We start from the raw sequence: 21305 nt of genomic DNA, 5'->3' as shown, positions 1-21305 counted from the left end.
ATCCTTTCTATTCTCTGTTCCTGCTAAATCCAAGATGGGTATAGGCAAGATCTGTCACAACCCTTCCTCTTGGAGTTCTCTGTAAAAATCCATTCTTCAGAAGATACGGCTCATAGACATCTTCTACGGTTCCCGAATCTTCCCCGATCGCTGCCGCAAGGGTATCCAGTCCCACCGGACCACCCTGAAATTTCTCGATCATTGTCGTCAAGAGATTACGGTCTACGTGGTCGAGTCCAAGCCTGTCCACATCCAGAAGATCCAGTGCCTGTCTTGCCACCTCTTCGGTGATCACCCCATCATATTTGACCTGTGCAAAATCCCGGACTCTCTTCAAAAGCCGGTTGGCAAGTCTCGGTGTTCCTCTGGAACGTCTCGCCATCTCAAGAGCTCCCTTTTCATCAATCTCCACATCCAGCACGCCTGCTGAACGGATGATGATGGTCTGCAGTTCTTTTTCCGTATAAAATTCCAGGCGGCTCACAACCCCAAAACGATCTCGGAGCGGAGCTGTCAGCATTCCGGCGCGGGTAGTTGCCCCTACCAATGTAAAATGTGGCAGATCCAAACGGATCGATCTTGCCGAAGCACCTTTCCCGATCATAATATCGATCACAAAATCTTCCATCGCCGGATAAAGCACTTCTTCCACCTGCCGGTTCAGCCGGTGGATCTCATCCACAAAAAGCACATCTCCCTCCTGCAGATTGTTGAGGATCGCCGCCATCTCACCTGGTTTCTCGATCGCAGGTCCTGACGTGATCTTGATATTTACGCCCATTTCATTCGCAATGATCCCGGCGAGGGTTGTCTTTCCAAGTCCCGGCGGACCGTAAAACAGCACATGATCCAGCGCCTCTCCTCTGCTTTTTGCCGCTTCTATATAAATCTTAAGCGTCTCTTTTGCCTTCGCCTGTCCAATATAATCTTCCAGAAGCTGGGGCCTTAAATGACTCTCAATTTTTACATCCTCTTCCAGATTCTCTGTGGTAATAATTCTTCTTCCCATCCTAGTCCTCTTATATCAAATATTTGAGTGCGCCCTTTAGCAGATCTTCCACTGTCGTGCTCTCATCCATTTCCACTTTTCGTACTGCCTGCAGCGCTTCTGTACTTCCATAGCCAAGTGCTGTAAGTGCCTGCACCGCGTCTGCCTGAAGCCCCTGCGCATTTACTGCATCTTCGGCTGCTCCATTTGCCGCCTCCACCTGGTGATCCAGTACGTCCTCAATCTTCAGCTTATCCTTCAGTTCCACGATCAGCTTCTCCGCTGTCTTCTTGCCAATACCCGGTGCTGCTGAAATTGCCTTGACGTCCTTCGACATCACGGCAAATCGAAGTTCATCCGGTGTAAGCTGGGCCAGGATTCCAAGGCCTCCTTTCGGTCCGATCCCACTGACACCGATCAGAAGCTTGAACACCGAAAGCGCATCGCGGGTTAAAAATCCATACAGCTGCATGGCATCTTCTTTCACATTCAGATAAGTATGTATCTTCACTTCACTTCCGACCGGCGGAAGCTGTCCCATCGCCTGTCCGGACATAAAAATCCCGTATCCTACACCGCCTACATCTACGATCACTTTATCTTCTTCGAGAGCTGCAAGCTCCCCTCTTATATATGAAATCATCTCTTCCTCCCATGCTATGACAATACAATGCTGCCCAGTCTTTTAAGCATCTCATTTGACACAACTCCGATAATAAATCCGGTGATCACTCCTGCGATCAGAAGCACCGGCACATAATAGGCGACGCTGAATGTCTCCACGACCAGCATCGCTACGATCAGCTGACCGACATTGTGAAAGACACCACCTGCCATGCTGACTCCGAAAACACTGAACGATCCCCTTTTTTTCAAAACCGCCATCACTGCAAGGCTTAAAAGTCCGCCTGCCAGACTGTATAAAATACTGAACAGACTGGCAAAAATAAATCCGGACAGCACGATACGTGTCACCGAAAGCAACAGGGCGTCCTTTGCACCCATCTTGTACAGTGCCACCACAACTATCAGATTCGCCAGTCCAAGCTTGACGCCCGGGATCCCGATCTGAAACGGGATCAGAGTCTCTACATAACTAAATATCAGCGCAAGGGCGGTAAATACACCAAACCACGCTGTTCTGACTGTATTTTTCTTCATATCTTAATTCGTCACCGCATCCAGTTCGGCTTCTTCTCCATCGACAATTTTCAGAACGATCTTATTCGGAAGGCAGATAATACTCTCTCCGTTCCTTGAAATTGCTTTCTGGTGTACACAGATCTGATCCGGACAGTTGGCCGCTGCCATTTTCACTTTTCCGTTCTCGATCTGGACGGTGTTCGTTCCTCCGTTGATCTTAAATGCACGCTCTTTCTTCAGATCCAGTGTCTCTACCACTTTCCCGTCAATCTGTATTTCTACAACGCCTGCGTTTTTCTGGCTTGTGAATAAATGTCCTGCAAAAAAAATGCCTGACACAGCAAGTACAAGTAAGGCAAGAATCAGATCATTCTTTTTGAAGCCGGATGCTTTCTCCTCAGGGCTCTTATTTTCTTTGTAGCTCATAGGGTTCTCCTTTTTCTTTGTTTATTCTAACACATCATTTTATCTAATGCAATCAAGTGTTCGATTGATTTTTTTCATGGGGGAACGTATAATGGGGGATAATTGGCGAATGGGACGGTCTGTGGGAAAAAATGGAATAGAGACGCCGAGGGAGGAAATGGAAGTGTGCAGCTCTCAAGTTGTGCAAACCATTCCGATGAACCTCTTAGGGCGAAAATCGTGTTCAGCAATGGCTTCCACGATTTTTGAGTTTCATCTCCATTGCACAAAATAGAGAGCTGCACACTTCCATTTCCTCCCTCGGCTGGTTATTGACTTTTTGCACAGACCTGGGATTCACAAATTTTCATTATGTTGTTTGTTGAAGGTTTATGAAAAAAATAATGCTGTGGATTACGTTTTGATAAATTTTACTGTATTGGGAAATTTTTATGTAATTAGTGTTTTAATGGTAGGAGGTTCTGCGATGAAAATAAGAAGTTGGGGATTTGGTATTTGTTTGAGTTTGTTTGGGATTTTTTGTCTGGGCGGATGTTCCGGGAGTTCGGCACAACCGGTGTCTCGGACGGTTACCGTGTTTGATACGGTGGTGACGATTACGGTTTATGATAAGGATTCGGAAGATGTGCTGGATGCTTGTGTGGCGAAGTGCGAGGATTATAATGCGCGGTTTAGCAGAACTTCGGAAGGGAGCGAGATCTATGAACTGAACCATGCAGACGGGGAGCCTGTAACGCTTTCGGATGATACGGTGGATCTCATTCAGAAAGGCGTGGAATACAGCCGCCTGGCAGAAGGAAAGTTTGATATTACAATCGCCCCGCTCAGTGACTTGTGGGATTTCAAGAATAATACGGGGACCGTTCCGGATGATGCGGCGATTCAGGAAGCGAAAAGTCATATCGGATATGAGAATGTGAAGGTTGACGGGAATACGGTTCAGCTTCTGGATCCGGAGGCGGCTATTGATCTTGGCGGAATTGCAAAGGGATATATTGCTGATCAGCTGAAGGCATATCTGAAAGAGCAGAATGTATCCCATGCGCTGATCAATCTGGGCGGAAATGTACTGGCTCTCGGCGGGAAACCGGATGGCTCGGATTATAATATCGGGATCCAGAAACCGTTTGCACAGAATGGAGAAGCGATCACCAGTGTAAAGATCAAGGATCAATCTGTGGTTTCTTCCGGGATTTATGAGCGGTATTTTAAGGTGGCTGACAAGATTTATCACCATATCTTAGATCCGAAAACCGGGTATCCTTATGAAAATGATCTGCTTGGGGTGAGTATTGTCTGTGGCTCTTCTACGGAGGCGGACGCGCTTAGTACGACCTGCTTTGCGATGGGGTTAGATGATGGATTGAAATATATCGAAGGAATCAAGGGGGCGGAGGCACTCTTTATCACGGATGATTATGAGATTCATTACTCCAGTGGGTTTCCGAAGTAAAAAAGTTGAATGATGTAGGTTGTGAGACAAATCAGAAAAAATAAATGGCATCAGATTCAGTTGTGCAAAAGTTGAATCTGGTGCCATTTATTTTTCTTATGCTTCCTGCTTCACTGTCTCTTCTCCCGGCAAAGCCCAGCGGATTTCGGCTTTGAAGAGGTCTGCTTCGGTTTCGATGTGGAAGCTTCCACCCTGGAGACCTACGAAGCTTTTTACGATTGCAAGACCAAGACCGGAGCCTTCGGTATTGCGGGATTCATCTCCGCGGACGAAGCGTTCTGTAATTTCTTCCGGATTGAAGGTGAGCTCGGTTGCGGAAATATTTTTCAGGCGGATAAATACATCTTTCTCTGTCTTTTCGATTTCCACATAAACTCTTGTTCCCGGAAGTGCATATTTTACAATGTTATTCAGAAGATTCTCAAAGATCCGGCAGGTCTTCTGACTGTCCAGACGAAGGATCACTTTTTCTTCCGGGAAAGTGGTCCTGAACTCCAAATTTTTTTCTTCAAACCTATCTTCCAGCTCAAATTTCACCTGTTTGAACAGATTGACAATATCCACATTCATCAGATTCAGGGTTACATTCTGGCTGCTTGCTTTGCTGATCTCGAATAGGTCTTCGATCAGGACTTTCAGACGCATAGATTTACGTTCCAGAATATCAATATAATCCTTTCGCTTTTCCTCATCTTTCTCGTCTTTCAACAGATTCACATAGGTTATGATCGCAGTCAGCGGTGTTTTCAGATCATGTGATACGTTTGTGATCAGTTCTGTTTTCATACGCTGGCTTTTTACTTCTTCCTTTACCGCTTTCTTAAATCCGCTCTGGATCTTCTGGATTTCATTACGGAACGGACTGAACACACCAAGATCACCTTCAATTTCTACATCCAGATTTCCATCTGCAATTTTATTGGTTGCCTCTAGAAGCAATGCATATTTTTTCCGGAGATCATTAAAATATTTTTGCAGGATCAGGAACAGGATTATAGAATATACGATCAGTCCTGCAATTCCGTAATACCAGAATGAACAGATCACCAGCAGGATCGCGAAATTGAACAGCACGATTTTCAAAATAATCTTATTATTCTTTTCCTTGAAATTGAACTGGTCCAGAGAATGATAAAATGCTTCGATTTTATTCTTGCACCAGCGGATACCGCCTCGGATTCCGTTTCCGAATCTTCTCCAGATCCTGATCAGCAGCACTCTTTTTTTCACATATTCCTTTACTCCAAGAAGCCGGATCTGGCGTACACAGCCGGATACCCAGTACATGACTGCAAAGAAAACAAACCAGACCAGAAAATCGATTGGCCACACATTTCCTTTCGCGTGCGTAATCAGTTCTCCAAGATAGCTGAAAATCAGGCTAATTCCAGTAATACCAGTCGCTATCGCAATTTCAAATGGTACATGGAAAATTTTTTCATCTCCTGTATGCAGATCTTCCTTCATCGGAATCAGCCACGCCAGAAGTGCGACCAACAATATAAGTGTCAAGATTGTATAAACCGCCTCGTTTCCCACCATCGAAGTAATCGGATATACCCGCATAACATATGCATTCAGCTTTGTTTCCGTCATCATGAAATAATAGGTTCTGTCTTTTGGCGAAATATTTTCAATCTCACTCTCATCTTCATATTCAAATATTTTTTCCGGCAGATTTGAGGTCAGGATCTTCAGAACAGCTTCCTGTTTGGTTACTTCCGTTCCCATCACCTGATCAATCTTGATTTCACCGTTTTTGTCAAACGAGATCTTAATCCCAAGAGCATAATCTGCAAGCTCGGTATCTTTCACTTTTTCCCAGGAATCTCTATTCGACCGGTATCCATCGATTACCTCTCCTTTTGCATCCTGCACCTGATAATTCATATATGCGATCTGCCGGTTAAATTTCTCATCAAATTCCGGATAATAATCATCCAGAAACTTTACGTTATATTCGTTTCCGGATTCTTTGGAATACAATACATAGCAATCCCGGATAAATGTCTTCATAAAGGACTCACTCGTCCGGTAGTTCTGTGTCAGACTGTCCTGCTCCTTTTTTGCATTCTTATAAAAAGTATTATAGTTTCCTAACACGATCACCGTCGCAAGTAAGATTACGCCTAAAATCAGGACAATCCCAAGTTTATGCCTGTTTTTCGATTTTGTATCCAACGCCCCACACCACCTTTAAATATTTTGGTTCTTTCGGGCAGCTCTCAATTTTTTCACGGATATTCCGGATATGGACCATGATCGTATCGGTATTGATCGCTTTTTCATTCCATACACGCTCGTAAATTTCCTCTGCCGAAAAAACTCTTCCAGGACTTTTCATAAGGAGAAGCAGGATTTTGTACTCAATCGGTGTCAGGCGCACCGGCTCTCCGTCAACCGATACCTCCACCGTATCTTCATTCAGCTCCAGGCCGCCGATCACATGGATATTCTGATTTTCTTCACGGTCTCTCAACTTCTCTGCAAACATCCTGTATCTTCTGAGCTGTGAATTCACCCTTGCAAGAAGCTCCATCGGTGTAAATGGCTTCGTCACATAATCATCTGCCCCGATATTCAGCCCCATGATCTTATCCACTTCCTCTGATTTTGCTGACAACATGATCACCGGAAAATCATATTTTTCCCGAAGCTTCATCGTCATACGAATCCCATCCATACGTGGCATCATAATATCCACGATTGCCAGATGGATCTCTTCTTTCTCGATCACTTCCAGACCTTCAATCCCGTCTGCCGCCTGAAATACTTCGTATCCCTGACTTTTCAGGTAAATTTCCACACCTTCTCTGATTTCCTTGTCGTCTTCAACGACCAGTACATGATTCATTTCCATAACTGCTTTTCTCCTCTTTTTCTCATCCTTGACTATAGTCTATCTCCTAAAGCTAAAGAGAACCGGAATAGATTTCTAAAGAATTTCTTAAAAAACGAAAAAGCTTTTCAGCAAAGCACTGCTGCCCTGCCGAAAAGCCTGCCAGATACTTATTTAATAACCATAATAGCTTACTCCGCCGATCGCTGCGATGATAACAAAGAAAATCACAAGCACATAGGAAATCACCTGAAGGATCAGGGATGCTCTGCAGTAGTTGCGCCGGTTCAGATTGCCACTATTACTGAATGCCCAGATGATGTACAGGATCAGTCCCGCACACGGAATGACACCAACGATCAATGTCAAAAGCCATTCACCCATCGAAAGCGGCGACGGATCCAGCTGCTTTTGCGGCATCTGGTAGTTGTTTTGGTAATTATTCTGTCCATTGTAACTGTTGTTGTAGCCATTCGCGTTAAATCCGGTATTATAACTGCTATTCTGGTACTGGTTGTCAGAATACCCATTGGTATAAGCTCCGCTCTGATTGGTTCCGTTATAATACGAATTTCCGTTGTAAGTATTATTTTCATAAGTTCCATCCGAAGTTCCGGAATGGCAAGCGCTTCCGCCAGGTGCTGACTGTCCGTAGCCGCTTCCGTTTTCTGACTTTGGCATTTCACCGTAAGTATATGCCGGATGACTTTTTTCTTCCTGCTTTAAATTATCGTCCGCTGCCTCTTTTGGCACGCTATTGTCATTCTTTGCCTGCGGATCTGCTTCTGTATATCCTGCATTGGGATCTGTGTAGGAAGATGGACTCTTTTTCTCCCCTTCACTATTCTCAGTTGTCTGGTCATTTAAGTTATTATCCATATCCCAAAACCTCCTGTGTATTCATTTTTTTCATCATAGCACACCAAAAAGCTGAAAACAATAGCTCTTTTTGTCAAATTACTGAATTCAAAGACCAGATTCTGAATATCAAATCTATTAGCCGGTTATTTGATCCGCAGCCTCTGACCGACATAAATCAGATTCGGATTTTGTAGTTTGTTCAACCTTGCAATTTCCTGATAAGATGTTCCGTATATCGCTGCAATTTTCGAAAGCGTATCCCCGGATTTGACGATATGATACTTGTTTTCTTCGGCATTGACTCTGCTTTGTACTTCTTCATACCGTTTCCCCAGAACCGTTTTCCGCACTTCCCCGTTGCCATATTTCCCGGCACGCACTTCCTTTGCCAGTGTCTCTGTACTGGCACCGGAAATATAGTCGATCATCCCCTGCACTTCTCCATATCTGGTTCCAAGCCAGCTTTTCCGTTCTTCCCCATTTCCAAATTCTCCACGCATCGTCCAAAAAACCAGATCCAGCGTAGTTCCTTCCTGGTTTTCTTCCTCTTCAGAAGGTTTCTCTGGAGTTGTCTGGTTTCCTTTTCCAGCATACCGGCTCCACGCCTGCCGGTCTCCGTAGAATTTATTCAAATCCAGATTGCCATTCCATCCGCTTAATCTTCCCGAAGAACTGTACTGCCGCATCACACAGGCATATGCACCCTCATTCCATGGATTTTCCTGGTATCCGATTGGCTCCATACTCGCGTACTGCGCTACCCACAGTCCATAGTTTCCGATATTCTGCAACCGGCTCATCATACTTTGCTGCACATAAACCACAGGATTGACGCTGGTCTTTGTTGAAATATAATTACACCAGGCTTTCACCCATTCCCGGTCATTCACACCAAATGCCGGATTGGACCGCCCTTCCCAGTCCAGCACAAGCATTGCCTCCCCCACACGGTTCCCTGCATTCTTCAGAAAATATTCTGCCTCCGCCTGTATATTTCCACCAGACGCATAGTGATAAATGCCCAGGCATTTCCCTGCTGTTTTCGCCTGACGGTAGGCTCTTTCGTAATCCGGATTTACATAACCGGTTCCTTCTGTCGCCTTAATCACCACAAAATCACACGGGACAACCGCAAGATTGATCCCACTTTGCCAGTTGCTGATGTCAATTCCATTTAATGCCATACCACTTCTACTCCTACTCTTCTTTTCCTGCCTGCTTGATGATCTGATGGATGTAGGTACTCAGTCCTGCAACAACAATGCCCTGCGTTACGGATGCGAAAACTGCGGCCAACACATCCTGTATCCCTGCAAAATGTGCGGTAGATGTCACCCAGATCCCACAGATGACGATACCTGTCACTCCAAGCGTGATTGGGATGTATTTGTCCTTGATGAATTCTGCCTGTTTGAGTGCAATTCCGAAAAAGTATAAAACTGCCGTTACGATCAGCAGTTCAGGTTTTACATAATCCATGAGTTGTTCCATTGTCTGGATAGCCTACCTTTCTTTTTGGGGATTTTAAGGAAGATTTCTTTTGAAAAATAATTCGATCAGATGTGGTATTAGTATATGTGAGAGATAGGATTTAGTGATAAAAGAAAGATTTGATATAAAATAATCGGACCGGCAGGTTCTTCTTTGATTTGTATATGCAAAGGGGCTGTGAAAAAAGATGTCTGCTTTGAAACAGGCACTCAATCTTGGAAAGTCCTATAGTGATAATAGATGGGGAATGTTCGTGACCATGCTCCTGTATAAAGGGAAACGGAACGGCTGTTACATCATCAAGATCGATAAATGGTTCCCATCCAGCAAAACCTGCAGTGAGTGTGGGTATGTCCACAAAGAACTGCAGCTTTCTGACCGGACTTATGTTTGCCCTGTCTGTGGAAATCTCATCGATTGGGATGAGCAGGCAGCTATCAACATTGATCTGGAAGGATTGCGGATCCTGTTATCTGCATAAAATAGAACATTGATAGAAAAACCGGTAGGGACGCCGGGGTTAGCCTTCATCACTACGGGGTTGGATGGTCGCAGTCATCCTATAATATGTCACCCGCGTATGTAGGAATCAAAAGAAACCATGAAATTCCGCGAGGAGTTTTTTGGCGGAAGCTCGGTAATTCAATTACCGAGTAGTTCACATATTACACTTATTCTTTTGTACAGTCTTTATCTTTCTCTATCCTCAAGGTATTCTGCAAGACTGTAATACAGTTCACCTGCAATTCCACGTGTCTGCTCTGCGGCGGTCATGGAATTCAAGATTGCCTCCTGCTCTGCTTCTGCCGCAGCAAGGAAAGCACGGTCGATTATATTTTCCGGAATTGCTGATATTTGCACAAGTTCCTCCTCATAACCGGATGGGATTCTGTTTGCAGTCGTAAATCCGATCATAACCTCCCCGCTGCCATGGCCTGTGTAACCGCCGGTTCGTGCGATACCAACACCGGTTCTTTTCAGAATCCGTTTGAGCTGACGACTTGTCAATGGAAGGTCTGTAGCCAGAATACTCATAATAGAACCTTTATCTTCTTCAGATGCAGCCATATCACTCTTTTCCTGCTTCCATTCCAGAATCTTCGGACCAACAGCTTCTCCGTTCAGTACAAAATCTTCCGTTGCACCAAAGTTTGACTGAACCAGAACACCAATGGTGTATTCTTTTTCACCAATCGTGATCACGCGGGATGCAGAACCGATTCCCCCCTTCATGCCATAGCAGGTCGTACCGGCACCGGCACCTACATCACCTTCTTCGAATTCTTCTGATGCTGCTGCAAAAGCCTCACGCACTTCCTTTTCGCCAATCGCCCGTTTCTGGATATGATTGATCCGGCAGTCATTGCACTCGCCAACAACCGGATTGATACTCTGTGGCTCAATTCCGTCCTTACGGCTCTGTTCGATCACGACATCAACCATTGCATCCAAAACCTTTCCGACATTTAAGGTATTGGTAAGAGCAATGGGTGTCTCGAGGGTCCCCAGTTCCTCTACCTGCACCACGCCAGCACTTTTTCCAAATCCATTATGAATGTATGCAGCTGCCGTATAGTGCTTGGCAAATGCATTGTCCGGTCCAGGAACGATCACGGTTACACCGGTATGATTTTCTTCTGTCTTCACCGTACAATGCCCTACCCGTACACCTGGCACGTCCGTAATCGCATTCCTTTCTCCTGTTTTTACTCTTCCGGGTACAATCCCAAAGTCCCGAATCCGTTTTTTCCCCATTTTGGTTTCCTGCCACTCAAAATATGTTTAAATATACTCAAACACATCGAGAAATTGAAGTCCTCACGAATACTTCTTACTGCTTCATTGTGTATGTTTTGACGATTGCAGACAATACGCTACTCACAGGTTCTTGTACACTCCACAGTCGTTAATTCCCGAAATAGCCTTCGGTACATACTTACATTTGCTTTTAATCATGCAATCTTGTAAGTTTTAGCATCTTTTAAATTAAGTGCCGCATTGAGATCCCTGTCTGCAACATAGCCACATTCACATCTGTAAATTCTATCTGAAAGCTTTAAATTTTTCCTGATAGAACCACAATGGTGACATGTCTTTGAAGATGGATAAAATCTATCTGCTACCCTTAATTCAATGCCTTTTTCATCACACTTGGCTTTAAGCCTTTTTCTAAATTCATAAAACTTCTGAGATGCAACAGCTTTTGAAAGACACCTGTTTTTCATCATTCCTTTTACATTTAAATCTTCAATCGTTATGTAAGACGGTTTGGTTTTCACTATCTCAGCGATTGTCTTGTTAATGTAATCAGTACGGATATTATCCATTTTATGATGAAGTTTTTGTACCTTAAGCTTTTGTTTCTGTATATTTGCTCTTTGAGTGGACTCTCCTTTCTTTAAATTTTCATACTTTCGGGAAAGACTTCTCTGTTCCCGGATCAGTTGTTTTTCAAGTTTCTTTAATCCTGCCGATTTGTTGATGTTCCTGTATGTCTTTCCACTTGAAATAATAGCAAAATCTTTTAGCCCAAGGTCTATACCGATTCCATCGTTTAAGTTATTGTTAATATTGACATCGGGAATCTCTACAAGAACAGAAACATAAAATCTGCCAGCCTTAACAGACACTGTACCACTTCTGATCATATATCCATCCTTTGTTGTTGGGATATATCCTTTTTCTTTGATACGGACCCAGCCCAGAGTTGGGATCTTAAGTCTGTGCCTTTCGCATTGACAATCCTTTGGGTTATTTCTGACGAAATACATTTTCACATCAGATTTACCTTTCTTTTTAAATTTAGGAAAATCACTCTGATGTTTAAAAAATCTTGTAAAAGCAGCACATCCATCTTCGATAGACTTTTTTACGGCTTTTGAATACACTTCCCTGATCCATGTTTTGTCAGAATTATCTGGAATGTATTCGTTGTTAAGCCATAGACTAAAGCTCTTACCAGTCATAAACTTTTCACCATTATCATGCAGGGCTTTGTTGTGACCAAGGTAGAAGTTATAAACATATCGGCAAGTGCCTATCGTCTTGCGGATTCGGGCTTTCTGTTCTTCAGTTGGGTTGATTTCCGTCTTGAAGCTCTTTAGCAATCTCTTCATCCCTTTCTATTTGTTTTTTATACTTACGAAGTCCGTACAATCTACAGGAAAAAACATGAAGTATAGATACAATATCCTGTACAAGTTCTTCTTGCGGTGATAGTTCTTCATTGTTCACTATCACTATAGTTGTATTGAACTTCATACAGAATTTTTCAAACCAGTCATATCCAAATCTGATAAATCTGTCTTTATGTGTAACTATGATGGTTTTAATTTTTTGTTCCATTACTTCATCTAACAGCTGATTCCACTTTTTGCGGTTATAGTTTAAACCACTGCCATAATCTTCAATACATTGGTCTACAATCATTCCTCTGGCATTACAGAATTGACGTAAAAACGATACTTGATTCTGTAAATTATCCTTTTGATTTCTTGTAGAAACTCTTGCATAAATAACAACTTGTCGAGTATCATTCTCTGTATCTATGCCTTTGAATTGAAGATATTGGTTGTAAGTATAATAACGCCTGTCAGTTGGAGTTCGATTCGCTTTTAGCGTTCCTTCCCTGTCCCAACGCTGTAATGTTTTCACAGAGACACCTAATAATTCAGCAAAATCTTTTGGTTTATAATTAGTGATATTCGATGTGTTCATAGCAATACCTCCATGAGCACATTTTGACACATTTAATCACTAATATCAATGTTATCGATTACTTAAAAATCCTCCTTGGATTATGTTGTATTTTTCAATACATGCTGGTTATAGTATAACACATCTCCGTTGTTGAAGGATTTATTTTATGCATCTGACTTTCGTGATCATCTCGGTTTTTACCGGTCTGTGATAGACAAATCCTGACTGCGGTTCAATGGCTTCTTCTACTTCTACATGTTCCAGTCGTTCAATCTCATCCCAGCCATCGATCACTTTTCCGATTACAGTGAAATTACCATTCAATCTCTCAGAAGCAGCAAGGGTGATATAGTACTGGCTGCCAGAACTGTTCTCTGGATCTCCTGCCATGGCAACAATCCCCCGTTCAAAAACGATTTTGGCATTTTCAGGATTGGTTTTAAATTCCGGTTCGACCATGATATCGATCTGTGGATCAACACCATCAAAAAACAGTGGCTGGAGGACAAATCCCGGTTCCAGACGTTCAATGGCTCTTCCGTCAAATATTTTCTTCTCTGCGAGCTGCATAACACTTCCGCAGGCAATCGGTGCGATTTCCGGCCAGAGTTCAAAGTGTATCACAGCATTCTCATTTACAGTTATTTCGATGATTGGTTTTTGATTCCCGGTATAATTGAATTTACCATCATTTTTCTCTTCCAGCGCTTTGATCAGTGCCGGTAAGACATGCTCCGTGCCCTCTGTTCTTCCGATTATTTCTTCACTGTCGACTCCATTCATCAGGCTCATGACCACTGTATGTCCACCCGTTGTTTTTTGTATACTCTTCAATGTGCCTTCCAGTAAACCGTATTTCAAAGCAACCACCAGCAGATCCACATTATGTGCTTTTTCTGGTGACCACACCTCCGGATGGTAAATCCTGCCATTAATCGCACATCCATTTTTCCTTAGACGATCCGCTCTTTCTCCCTCGGCAATCACGCCAAGCCGGACTTCCGGTTTCTGTGAAAGTCCCCAGATCACATAGGAGCCTACCGCCCCTGCACCTAAAACTGCAACTGATTTTATCTTCATCTTCTATCTCCTTTCGTTTTACGGATACTCATATTCTCATTATACTTTTTTACAGAAAATAGATCTCTTCATTCCGCCATATGTATCATATATTAACTTGCGACTCCAATCTTTACAACAAAGATTTTTATTATAACAGGAACAAATATCTTCATGTTTTTGCAGAAAAAAAAAAGGGGCTGTGAAAAAAGTCCCGAAAAAAAGAAAGACCAAGAGTTTATAATGAACTCAAGGTCTTTCTTTCTGTTATAATTAACTTGTGAAAAAAATTAATAACATAATCTATTCTAACCCCAAACAGGCAGTTTTGCCAATGCTAATTCAAGATTATCTGGACATTTGTGATCCGGTGCTGACTTTTGACAGATTTATGGGAGGAATCGAACTGGAGAAATATCTGAAAAATATTCCTCATCATTATACAGGAAGACTCAGATATGACCCGGTCAGCATGCTGAAAACAGTTTTGTTTGGATTCATGACGCATGGCTATATATCATTGCGTGAACTGGAGGATCAGTGTAATCTTTATAAATATCATAACAAACAGAAAAAAAGTTGCAACTGCCGCATAGGATTTCATAATAGCATTCTTATGGGGTAAGGGGAGTTATACACTTTTTTATAAAATATAACAACTGTCGCATCCAAAAACAAAAGGACGCATGAAAAAACTTTCGTTTTTTCACACGCCCTGTAAATAAATTTCTTAGAATTTACCAGCTTTGTGAGCTTCCTCGATACTTACAGCAACAGCGACTGTCATTCCGACCATCGGGTTGTTACCTGCACCGATAAGACCCATCATTTCTACGTGAGCCGGTACAGATGAAGATCCTGCGAACTGTGCATCAGAGTGCATACGTCCGAGTGTATCTGTCATACCGTAAGAAGCCGGTCCTGCTGCCATGTTGTCCGGGTGAAGTGTACGTCCTGTACCACCACCTGAAGCAACTGAGAAGTATTTCTTTCCTGCTTCTACGCATTCTTTCTTGTATGTACCTGCAACCGGATGCTGGAAACGTGTCGGGTTTGTAGAGTTACCTGTGATAGAAACGTCAACGCCTTCTTTCCACATGATAGCTACTCCTTCACGTACATCATTTGCACCGTAGCAGTTTACTTTAGAACGGAGTCCGTCAGAGTAAGCGATTCTCTGAACTTCTTTCAGTTCTCCTGTATAATAGTCATAGTCTGTCTGAACATATGTGAATCCGTTAATTCTTGAAATGATCTTTGCAGCATCTTTTCCAAGACCGTTCAGGATAACACGAAGAGGTTTCTGACGAACTTTGTTTGCTTTTTCAGCGATACCGATTGCACCTTCAGCAGCTGCGAATGATTCATGTCCTGCAAGGAAGCAGAAGCAGTCTGTTGTTTCTTCAAGAAGCATCTTTCCAAGGTTACCATGTCCCAGACCTACTTTTCTCTGATCTGCTACAGATCCCGGAATACAGAAAGCCTGAAGACCTTCTCCGATTGCTGCTGCAGCGTCTGCTGCTCTTGTACATCCTTTTTTGATTGCGATTGCTGCACCTGTAATATAAGCCCAGCATGCGTTTTCAAAACAGATTGGCTGAATGCCTTTGATCTGGTTGTATACATCCAGTCCGGCATCCTTTGTGATCTTTTCAGCTTCTTCGAGTGAAGCAATGCCATAGCTGTTTAAAACTTCATTGATTTTATCAATTCTTCTCTCATATGATTCAAATAAAGCCATTTAATTGTCCTCCTGAAAATATTGTTGCCTATATAACCCGTTCAACTATCTATGTAATTAGTTTTTACGTGGGTCAATGATCTTAGCGGCATCAGCTACACGTCCGTACTGTCCTTTAGCTTTTTCCCAAGCTTCGTTCGGAGTATCGCCTGCTTTGACAAAGTCTGTGAATTTTCCAAGACTTACGAACTGGTATCCGATGATCTCATCTTTATCATCAAGAGCGATTCCTGTTACATAACCTTCTGCCATTTCCAGGTAACGTGGTCCTTTTGCGAGAGTTCCGTACATTGTACCAACCTGTGAACGAAGTCCTTTACCAAGGTCTTCAAGTCCTGCACCGATCGGAAGTCCTTCTTCTGAGAATGCACTCTGAGTTCTTCCGTATACGATCTGTAAGAAAAGTTCTCTCATTGCTGTATTGATTGCATCACAGACAAGGTCTGTGTTAAGTGCTTCCAAAATAGTCTTTCCTGGAAGAATTTCTGAAGCCATAGCTGCGGAATGAGTCATTCCTGAACATCCGATTGTCTCCACAAGTGCTTCCTGAATAATACCATCTTTAACGTTCAAAGTGAGCTTACATGCACCCTGCTGTGGAGCACACCAGCCGACACCATGTGTAAGACCGGAAATATCTTTGATTTCTTTAGCCTTTACCCATTTTGCTTCTTCCGGAATTGGAGCTGGTCCGTGGTTTGCACCCTGAGCTACCGGACACATCATTTCTACTTCATGTGAATAAATCATGTTAAAACTCCTTTCAAATACAACTGTTTTTCTTTTATAAGGCGTTTGTGATTGTTTTAACACCATATGTATTTATTTTCGCACAATTTTCGACATTCGTCAATTGTTACTTTGTACAAGATTCCAGAACTCACTGTCCGTTTTATATTCAATTATTTCTTTCATATTAAACGGCGCTGTGATCCATCCACTCTCCGCAGATGATTCTTTTCCGTCTCCCGGATAGTGATAAGTGATTCCAATTTCAATGCCGTCTTTGTCCACAAAGAACGCATCAAAATACCGGTTCTCCAGGATTTCACCATTTAAAATCTGGCGGAAATCATTTAATTTCACATTACTTAACACCTCTGCAGATGGTGCTTCGCCCTTCATCTTTTTCATCCAGTCCTGCATAAATGCATCACTTAGATCCACAATATCCGACACCTCAAACTGCTTTGCATCCGAAATACGGATATTGCGGGTACGAAGGTCACAGTACTGGGAAGAAGTATTTCCTGCATAATAAATATCATTGAATGCCACACTGATAAAATCTTCTCCTGCATAAGAAACCCTATAGGTCACAAGGCTTGCCATAAATGGATCCGATTCTTCCAGCATTTTCTCTTTCATGGAATCACTCGGATCCAGATACAGAGTATTTACTGTACTCATCGCACAGTCTTTCAGCATTTCATTGATCTTGTCAATATTTTCGCCTTCCACACCTGTGATCTGCGGATATTTGACATCAAACTGCATCGGATATTCGCCTTTATTTCCATTGGAAAAATACGTATAATTTTCCTCCGTGATCGTATACGGCAGATTCTCCGCTTCATAGCCCTCGATCGCTTCGATTCCCTGCGCCTCTTCAGAGCTTTCACTTTCACCATTTTCTCCGCTTTCATCCCCGCCAAAGAGATCCCCGAAGCTTCCGTCCCCGTTTGGATCATATTCAAAGATCTGTGATGAATCCTGCCGGTTTCTGTCAGCATTTGAGAAATTGATGATGATCTTTCCGAAAAGAAGCCCTAGGAAAATCAGAAAAATAACCGCCGTTACTGCAATTCCGATAAAGAGTCCGGTATGCTTCTTTCCATAATGTGAAGGTCTTACGTTTGCCGGTGATACCATAAGCTCCATCGGGACAAACCGGATCCCGTCTTTTTCCTGAACCGGTGCCAGATCCCGGAATCCCATATGATGATAAGCCTCCGTACTCACAACCGATGCATTGACGGTTATGCGCATCAGGGCAAGCTGCATCGTACAGAATCTGCACATTTCATTTACAAGCGCCTTTGCAATCCCTCTTCTTCGCAGATCCGGACGGACAAAAAGAAGGGAAATATGCCCGTCACTTTGTACCGCTCCGATACCGCCCAGCTCCTGTCCTTCCACCACGCCAAAGACGATCATCTCTCCTCTTTCCACAAGCGGCATGAAATTCTCCATCTTGATGAAGCGGGCAAATTCTTCGATTCCCTGCTGTGTACAGGAGCCGGCGTTTTCTCTGATAAATACATCCCATACCAGATGCAGACCTGCCACAACTTCCCGGCTGGTGTTTAGTCTTTTTATGATCATTTGTCTTTACCTCGTCTTTTTATGCCCTCTTTAAAAGCTCTTCTCTCAAAAGTGTGATCGCACGTGCAACCGCATAGTCCCGGTTCTTCTCACGATTGCCGGTAAAACGGTACTCTCTTACCGTTACCTCTCCATTTACCGCACATCCGATATACACAAGTCCGACCGGTTTTTCCGCTGTACCGCCGCCAGGTCCTGCGATTCCGGTTACACTAAGCGCCGCATCCGCACCTGCCGCCTTTGCTGCTCCAAGCGCCATCTCTGCTGCAGTCTGTTCACTGACTGCCCCGTAGGTTTCCAGTGTCTCATGCTTCACACCAAGAATTTTTTCTTTCGATGCATTGGCATAGGTGATGTAGCCTTCGTTATATACATTTGACGCTCCTGATACATTCAGAAGTCTTCCTGAAAGCTTCCCGCCGGTGCATGACTCTGCTGTTGTCACAGTCATCTTCTTCTCTTCCAGAAGACGGATCACCGACTCTTCCAGAGTCACCTCTTCCTCTGTCGTATATACGGCATCCCCAAAACGCTTCTTCATCTCTTCGATTATCGGCTGCATCAGCTTCTCCGCCTCTTCTTCCGAGCAGGCTCTTGCCGTCACACGGAAATGTACCTCTCCTGTCTTTGCATAAGGCGCAAGCGTCGGATTGGTCTGTGCATCCATCAGATCCGCAACCATGGTCTCTGCCCGGCTTTCCCCGATCCCGCACACTTTTACCATATGGGAATAGATTCCCTCCGGCTGCTTTTTATTGAGGTACGGTGCAATGTCGTGTTCAAACATCGGCTTCATCTCATTCGGAGGCCCAGGGATCAGGATCGCTGCTTTGCCGCGCTCTTTATCCTCCAGGATCAGTCCAGGTGCCGTTCCGTTCAGATTGTCGATCACGATCGCGCCTTCCGGAACCAACGCCTGCTTCCAATTATTTTCTGTCACCTTTTTGCTCTTAATCTTCTCAAAATAGTCCCGGATTCGTGCCTTGGAATGTTCATCCATATAAAGTTTTCTGCCAAATACCTTTGCAGTTACTTCTTTTGTCAGATCATCCTTGGTAGGTCCAAGTCCCCCTGTCAGAATTACGATATCAGCGCGCTCTATTGCCTGGCGGATTGCTTCTTCCATACGCTCTTCATTGTCGCCGACAACAGTCTGGTGATATAAAGAACAACCTAGCAGAGCACATTTCTCTGCTAGGTATGCTGCGTTTGTATTCACAATGTTGCCAAGTAAAATTTCAGTGCCGACAGAAATCAGCTCTACAACCATTTTACATGCCTCCCTGTGTTAATACCTGTTTGTTCTTTGCGATATAATCGATCAGTGAAACGACTGTCAGGATCAGTGCCACCCATGTAAGGACTGTTCCTACAATATTCCACACACCACCCAGATCCATGATCAACACAATAATCAGTGCCATCTGTGATACGGTTTTAAATTTGCCCCAGTAGCTTGCCGCAATGACGATTCCATTGTCGGAAGCAACCAGACGGAATCCGCTGATGATAAATTCTCTGGCAATGATCACCAGAACAACAATGACATTCAGTCTGTCCATAGATGTCAGGCAGATCAGCGCAGTACATACCAACAGCTTATCTGCGAGCGGATCCATAAATTTACCGAAGTTCGTTACCAGATTGTATTTTCTTGCAATTTTTCCATCCAGCATATCCGTCAGGCTGGCAACGCAGAAAATCACAAGTGCGATCCATTTGTCTGCTGCTCCGGTAATATCAAATAACATAAACACTACAAAAAACGGAATTAAAATCACTCGTAAAATCGTTAACTTATTTGGTAAATTCATAATAACTCTCCTATCAAATCATAATCTGCCGATCCGGTCACTTTTACCCTTGCAAAATCTCCCGACATCAGCTCTTCCGATGTGTTCACAAAAATAAGTCCGTCTACATTCGGCGCATCCCGGTAGGTTCTTCCCACATAGGCATTCTCATCTGCTACCTTGCCTTCGATCATCACAAGCAGTTCTTCCCCGATCCGGTCTTCTGCCTGGTCGAATACGATATCCTGCTGAAGTTCCATGAGCTCTGCCTGACGGTCCTCTTTGACTTCTTCCGGGATCTGATCAGGCATAGATGCCGCCGGAGTATCCTCTTCCGGTGAGTAAGTAAATACGCCAAGTCTGTCGAATTCCATCTGATCCACAAAATCCATCAGCTCTTCATGCTGTTCCTGTGTCTCTCCCGGGAATCCGGTAATCAATGTCGTGCGAAGTGCAATATCCGGAATCTCACGGCGCAGCTTTTCGATTGTCTCGATCAGCTGTTCTTTAGAAGTACGTCTTCCCATTCTCTTCAGGATACCGTCACTTGCATGCTGGATCGGAAGATCCAGATAATGACAGATCTTCGGTTCTTCTTTGATCACCTGGATCAGTTCGTCTGTGATCTCTTCCGGATAGCAGTATAAAATACGGATCCAGCGAAGTCCGTTGATCTTACAGAGCTCTCTTAAAAGCTGCGGAAGTCTCTTCTCTCCGTACAGATCGGTTCCATACATAGTCGTCTCCTGTGCTACCAGGATCAGTTCTTTGACACCTCCGTCTGCCAGTTCCTGCGCTTCCTTAAGAAGATGCTCCATCGGTACACTTCGGAAATCTCCACGCACCTTCGGGATAATACAGTAAGTACAGTGCTTGTCACAGCCTTCTGCGATCTTCAAATAAGCGAAATGTCCGCCGGTCGTCACCATACGGTGTGTGTCTGTCACCGGGAGATAATCCACATCCTTCATGGTCATGCGTACATCTCCGCGCTCCATCGGACTGTCACTTAAAATTCCATCGATCACGTGTGCGATCTCTTCATAAGAAGTCGTTCCGAGAACCGCATCAACCTCCGGAATCTCCTGAATGATCTCTTCTTTGTATCTCTGTGCAAGACATCCTGTTACGATCAGGGCTTTTAATCTGCCGGTCTTCTTCAGTTCTGCCATCTCAAGAATATTCTGGATACTCTCTTCCTTTGCGTCATGGATAAAGCAGCAGGTGTTAATGATAATGACATCTGCCATTGTCTCATCGTCCACCATCTGATGACCGTCCTTTGCAAGAATCCCAAGCATGACCTCCGAATCCACAAGGTTCTTGTCACAGCCTAACGAAATGAATAATATATTCATAAAATAACTTTCTCCTCAAGCATAATTTCTAGTTCAGATAAAGAATATGCCAGACACGCTTTTTACATCCGCGCATATTCTTTTATAAAAATACCCATATCCCAGAAATACCCCGCAGAAAGCTGCAGG

General features: G+C 43.6%; 21 protein-coding genes and 1 pseudogene. 3 read left to right on the top strand and 19 right to left on the bottom strand.

From position 1 onward, the window contains the following. Nucleotides 1-7 precede the first annotated feature (7 nt). From ruvB to G4407_RS11065, 4 genes are read right to left on the bottom strand one after another with little or no spacing between them, the layout of a single operon-like run. Nucleotides 8-1009: a Holliday junction branch migration DNA helicase RuvB gene (ruvB, locus tag G4407_RS11080; RefSeq protein ID WP_173688923.1), complete on the bottom strand. Its 1002-nt coding sequence runs from the start codon at nt 1007-1009 to the stop codon at nt 8-10. Nucleotides 1010-1019: 10 nt separating this feature from the next. Then, nucleotides 1020-1631: a Holliday junction branch migration protein RuvA gene (ruvA, locus tag G4407_RS11075; RefSeq protein ID WP_173688922.1), complete on the bottom strand. Its 612-nt coding sequence runs from the start codon at nt 1629-1631 to the stop codon at nt 1020-1022. Nucleotides 1632-1645: 14 nt separating this feature from the next. Continuing rightward, nucleotides 1646-2149: a Gx transporter family protein gene (locus G4407_RS11070; RefSeq protein WP_173688921.1), complete on the bottom strand. Its 504-nt coding sequence runs from the start codon at nt 2147-2149 to the stop codon at nt 1646-1648. Nucleotides 2150-2152: 3 nt separating this feature from the next. Further along, nucleotides 2153-2557, bottom strand: a complete 405-nt coding sequence (locus tag G4407_RS11065; RefSeq protein ID WP_173688920.1) for a NusG domain II-containing protein — start codon at nt 2555-2557, stop codon at nt 2153-2155. A gap of 466 nt (nt 2558-3023) precedes the next feature. Here G4407_RS11065 and G4407_RS11060 point away from each other — a divergent pair, with 466 nt between their 5' ends. After that, the gene (locus G4407_RS11060) at nt 3024-4010 is read left to right on the top strand and encodes an FAD:protein FMN transferase (protein ID WP_173688919.1); all 987 of its coding nucleotides are present in this window, start codon (nt 3024-3026) and stop codon (nt 4008-4010) included. A 96-nt stretch (nt 4011-4106) separates the two neighbouring features. Here G4407_RS11060 and G4407_RS11055 read toward each other — a convergent pair whose 3' ends face one another. The 5 genes from G4407_RS11055 to G4407_RS11035 all read right to left on the bottom strand — a co-directional run bounded on the left by G4407_RS11055 (nt 4107) and on the right by G4407_RS11035 (nt 9201). After that, the gene (locus G4407_RS11055) at nt 4107-6191 is read right to left on the bottom strand and encodes a sensor histidine kinase (protein WP_173688918.1); all 2085 of its coding nucleotides are present in this window, start codon (nt 6189-6191) and stop codon (nt 4107-4109) included. Continuing rightward, nucleotides 6163-6870 carry a response regulator transcription factor gene (locus G4407_RS11050; protein WP_055155580.1) on the bottom strand — a complete coding sequence of 236 codons (708 nt, stop codon included), beginning with the start codon at nt 6868-6870 and terminating at the stop codon, nt 6163-6165. The genes G4407_RS11055 and G4407_RS11050 overlap by 29 nt, the downstream gene beginning before the upstream one ends. Before the next feature lie 153 nt (nt 6871-7023). Further along, nucleotides 7024-7728 (bottom strand): hypothetical protein, encoded by a 705-nt coding sequence (locus tag G4407_RS16590; RefSeq protein ID WP_243259274.1) that lies wholly within the window; start codon nt 7726-7728, stop codon nt 7024-7026. Nucleotides 7729-7853: 125 nt separating this feature from the next. Next, nucleotides 7854-8894 carry a GH25 family lysozyme gene (locus tag G4407_RS11040; RefSeq protein ID WP_173688917.1) on the bottom strand — a complete coding sequence of 347 codons (1041 nt, stop codon included), beginning with the start codon at nt 8892-8894 and terminating at the stop codon, nt 7854-7856. A gap of 13 nt (nt 8895-8907) precedes the next feature. Further along, complete coding sequence (locus G4407_RS11035; RefSeq protein ID WP_173688916.1) at nt 8908-9201, bottom strand: phage holin family protein; 294 nt, start codon at nt 9199-9201, stop codon at nt 8908-8910. Between the two features lie 187 nt (nt 9202-9388). On the opposite strand from G4407_RS11035, the gene G4407_RS11030 reads away from it, so the two are divergent. Continuing rightward, nucleotides 9389-9682 (top strand): zinc ribbon domain-containing protein, encoded by a 294-nt coding sequence (locus G4407_RS11030; protein ID WP_173688915.1) that lies wholly within the window; start codon nt 9389-9391, stop codon nt 9680-9682. A 209-nt stretch (nt 9683-9891) separates the two neighbouring features. On the opposite strand, the gene G4407_RS11025 is transcribed toward G4407_RS11030, so the two are convergent. From G4407_RS11025 to G4407_RS16585, 4 genes are all read right to left on the bottom strand, one after another. Next, nucleotides 9892-10956 carry a P1 family peptidase gene (locus G4407_RS11025; RefSeq protein ID WP_173688914.1) on the bottom strand — a complete coding sequence of 355 codons (1065 nt, stop codon included), beginning with the start codon at nt 10954-10956 and terminating at the stop codon, nt 9892-9894. A 197-nt stretch (nt 10957-11153) separates the two neighbouring features. Beyond that, a complete protein-coding gene (locus G4407_RS11020) occupies nt 11154-12317 on the bottom strand; it encodes an RNA-guided endonuclease InsQ/TnpB family protein (protein WP_173688913.1) in 1164 nt (387 codons plus the stop codon). Further along, nucleotides 12271-12903 carry an IS607 family transposase gene (locus tag G4407_RS11015; RefSeq protein WP_173688933.1) on the bottom strand — a complete coding sequence of 211 codons (633 nt, stop codon included), beginning with the start codon at nt 12901-12903 and terminating at the stop codon, nt 12271-12273. Before G4407_RS11015 ends, G4407_RS11020 begins: the two co-directional genes overlap by 47 nt. 156 nt (nt 12904-13059) lie before the next feature. Beyond that, a complete protein-coding gene (locus G4407_RS16585; RefSeq protein ID WP_243868839.1) occupies nt 13060-13980 on the bottom strand; it encodes a peptidylprolyl isomerase in 921 nt (306 codons plus the stop codon). Nucleotides 13981-14293: 313 nt separating this feature from the next. Between G4407_RS16585 and G4407_RS11005 the strand changes: the two are divergent. Further along, nucleotides 14294-14509: pseudogene (locus tag G4407_RS11005) on the top strand (transposase); the annotation flags it as partial. 180 nt (nt 14510-14689) lie between these two features. Here the strand turns inward: G4407_RS11005 and G4407_RS11000 are convergent. The 6 genes from G4407_RS11000 to rimO all read right to left on the bottom strand — a co-directional run bounded on the left by G4407_RS11000 (nt 14690) and on the right by rimO (nt 21176). Continuing rightward, nucleotides 14690-15700, bottom strand: a complete 1011-nt coding sequence (locus G4407_RS11000) for a GGGtGRT protein (RefSeq protein ID WP_008375150.1) — start codon at nt 15698-15700, stop codon at nt 14690-14692. 57 nt (nt 15701-15757) lie between these two features. Continuing rightward, nucleotides 15758-16450, bottom strand: a complete 693-nt coding sequence (locus tag G4407_RS10995; protein ID WP_173688912.1) for an iron-sulfur cluster assembly scaffold protein — start codon at nt 16448-16450, stop codon at nt 15758-15760. A 99-nt stretch (nt 16451-16549) separates the two neighbouring features. After that, nucleotides 16550-18025, bottom strand: coding sequence for a GNAT family N-acetyltransferase (locus G4407_RS10990; protein ID WP_173688911.1), 1476 nt, complete (start codon nt 18023-18025; stop codon nt 16550-16552). A 19-nt stretch (nt 18026-18044) separates the two neighbouring features. Further along, on the bottom strand, nt 18045-19295 hold the full coding sequence (locus tag G4407_RS10985; protein WP_173688910.1) for a competence/damage-inducible protein A: 1251 nt from the start codon (nt 19293-19295) through the stop codon (nt 18045-18047). Between the two features lies 1 nt (nt 19296). Then, nucleotides 19297-19839, bottom strand: a complete 543-nt coding sequence (gene pgsA, locus G4407_RS10980) for a CDP-diacylglycerol--glycerol-3-phosphate 3-phosphatidyltransferase (protein ID WP_173688909.1) — start codon at nt 19837-19839, stop codon at nt 19297-19299. Next, entirely contained in the window at nt 19836-21176 is a 1341-nt protein-coding gene (gene rimO / locus G4407_RS10975) for a 30S ribosomal protein S12 methylthiotransferase RimO (RefSeq protein WP_173688908.1), read from the bottom strand. Before rimO ends, pgsA begins: the two co-directional genes overlap by 4 nt. Nucleotides 21177-21305 lie beyond the last annotated feature (129 nt).

The sequence above is a fragment of the Allocoprococcus comes genome (genome assembly GCF_013300725.1).
GTDB classification, from domain to species: domain Bacteria; phylum Bacillota; class Clostridia; order Lachnospirales; family Lachnospiraceae; genus Allocoprococcus; species Allocoprococcus comes_A.
Note: the sequence above shows the minus strand (reverse complement) of the source record. Positions and strands in the feature narration are given on the sequence as shown.

Excerpts from the sequence above, each read along its gene's own strand:
- ruvB (WP_173688923.1), bottom strand. The coding sequence starts at position 1,009 with ATGGGAAGAAGAATTATTACCACAGAGAATCTGGAAGAGGATGTAAAA.
- ruvA (WP_173688922.1), bottom strand. The coding sequence starts at position 1,631 with ATGATTTCATATATAAGAGGGGAGCTTGCAGCTCTCGAAGAAGATAAA.
- G4407_RS11070 (WP_173688921.1), bottom strand. The coding sequence starts at position 2,149 with ATGAAGAAAAATACAGTCAGAACAGCGTGGTTTGGTGTATTTACCGCC.
- G4407_RS11065 (WP_173688920.1), bottom strand. The coding sequence starts at position 2,557 with ATGAGCTACAAAGAAAATAAGAGCCCTGAGGAGAAAGCATCCGGCTTC.
- G4407_RS11060 (WP_173688919.1), top strand. The coding sequence starts at position 3,024 with ATGAAAATAAGAAGTTGGGGATTTGGTATTTGTTTGAGTTTGTTTGGG.
- G4407_RS11050 (WP_055155580.1), bottom strand. The coding sequence starts at position 6,870 with ATGGAAATGAATCATGTACTGGTCGTTGAAGACGACAAGGAAATCAGA.
- G4407_RS16590 (WP_243259274.1), bottom strand. The coding sequence starts at position 7,728 with ATGGATAATAACTTAAATGACCAGACAACTGAGAATAGTGAAGGGGAG.
- G4407_RS11040 (WP_173688917.1), bottom strand. The coding sequence starts at position 8,894 with ATGGCATTAAATGGAATTGACATCAGCAACTGGCAAAGTGGGATCAAT.
- G4407_RS11035 (WP_173688916.1), bottom strand. The coding sequence starts at position 9,201 with ATGGAACAACTCATGGATTATGTAAAACCTGAACTGCTGATCGTAACG.
- G4407_RS11030 (WP_173688915.1), top strand. The coding sequence starts at position 9,389 with ATGTCTGCTTTGAAACAGGCACTCAATCTTGGAAAGTCCTATAGTGAT.
- G4407_RS11025 (WP_173688914.1), bottom strand. The coding sequence starts at position 10,956 with ATGGGGAAAAAACGGATTCGGGACTTTGGGATTGTACCCGGAAGAGTA.
- G4407_RS11020 (WP_173688913.1), bottom strand. The coding sequence starts at position 12,317 with ATGAAGAGATTGCTAAAGAGCTTCAAGACGGAAATCAACCCAACTGAA.
- G4407_RS16585 (WP_243868839.1), bottom strand. The coding sequence starts at position 13,980 with ATGAAGATAAAATCAGTTGCAGTTTTAGGTGCAGGGGCGGTAGGCTCC.
- G4407_RS11000 (WP_008375150.1), bottom strand. The coding sequence starts at position 15,700 with ATGGCTTTATTTGAATCATATGAGAGAAGAATTGATAAAATCAATGAA.
- G4407_RS10995 (WP_173688912.1), bottom strand. The coding sequence starts at position 16,450 with ATGATTTATTCACATGAAGTAGAAATGATGTGTCCGGTAGCTCAGGGT.
- G4407_RS10990 (WP_173688911.1), bottom strand. The coding sequence starts at position 18,025 with ATGATCATAAAAAGACTAAACACCAGCCGGGAAGTTGTGGCAGGTCTG.
- G4407_RS10985 (WP_173688910.1), bottom strand. The coding sequence starts at position 19,295 with ATGGTTGTAGAGCTGATTTCTGTCGGCACTGAAATTTTACTTGGCAAC.
- pgsA (WP_173688909.1), bottom strand. The coding sequence starts at position 19,839 with ATGAATTTACCAAATAAGTTAACGATTTTACGAGTGATTTTAATTCCG.
- rimO (WP_173688908.1), bottom strand. The coding sequence starts at position 21,176 with ATGAATATATTATTCATTTCGTTAGGCTGTGACAAGAACCTTGTGGAT.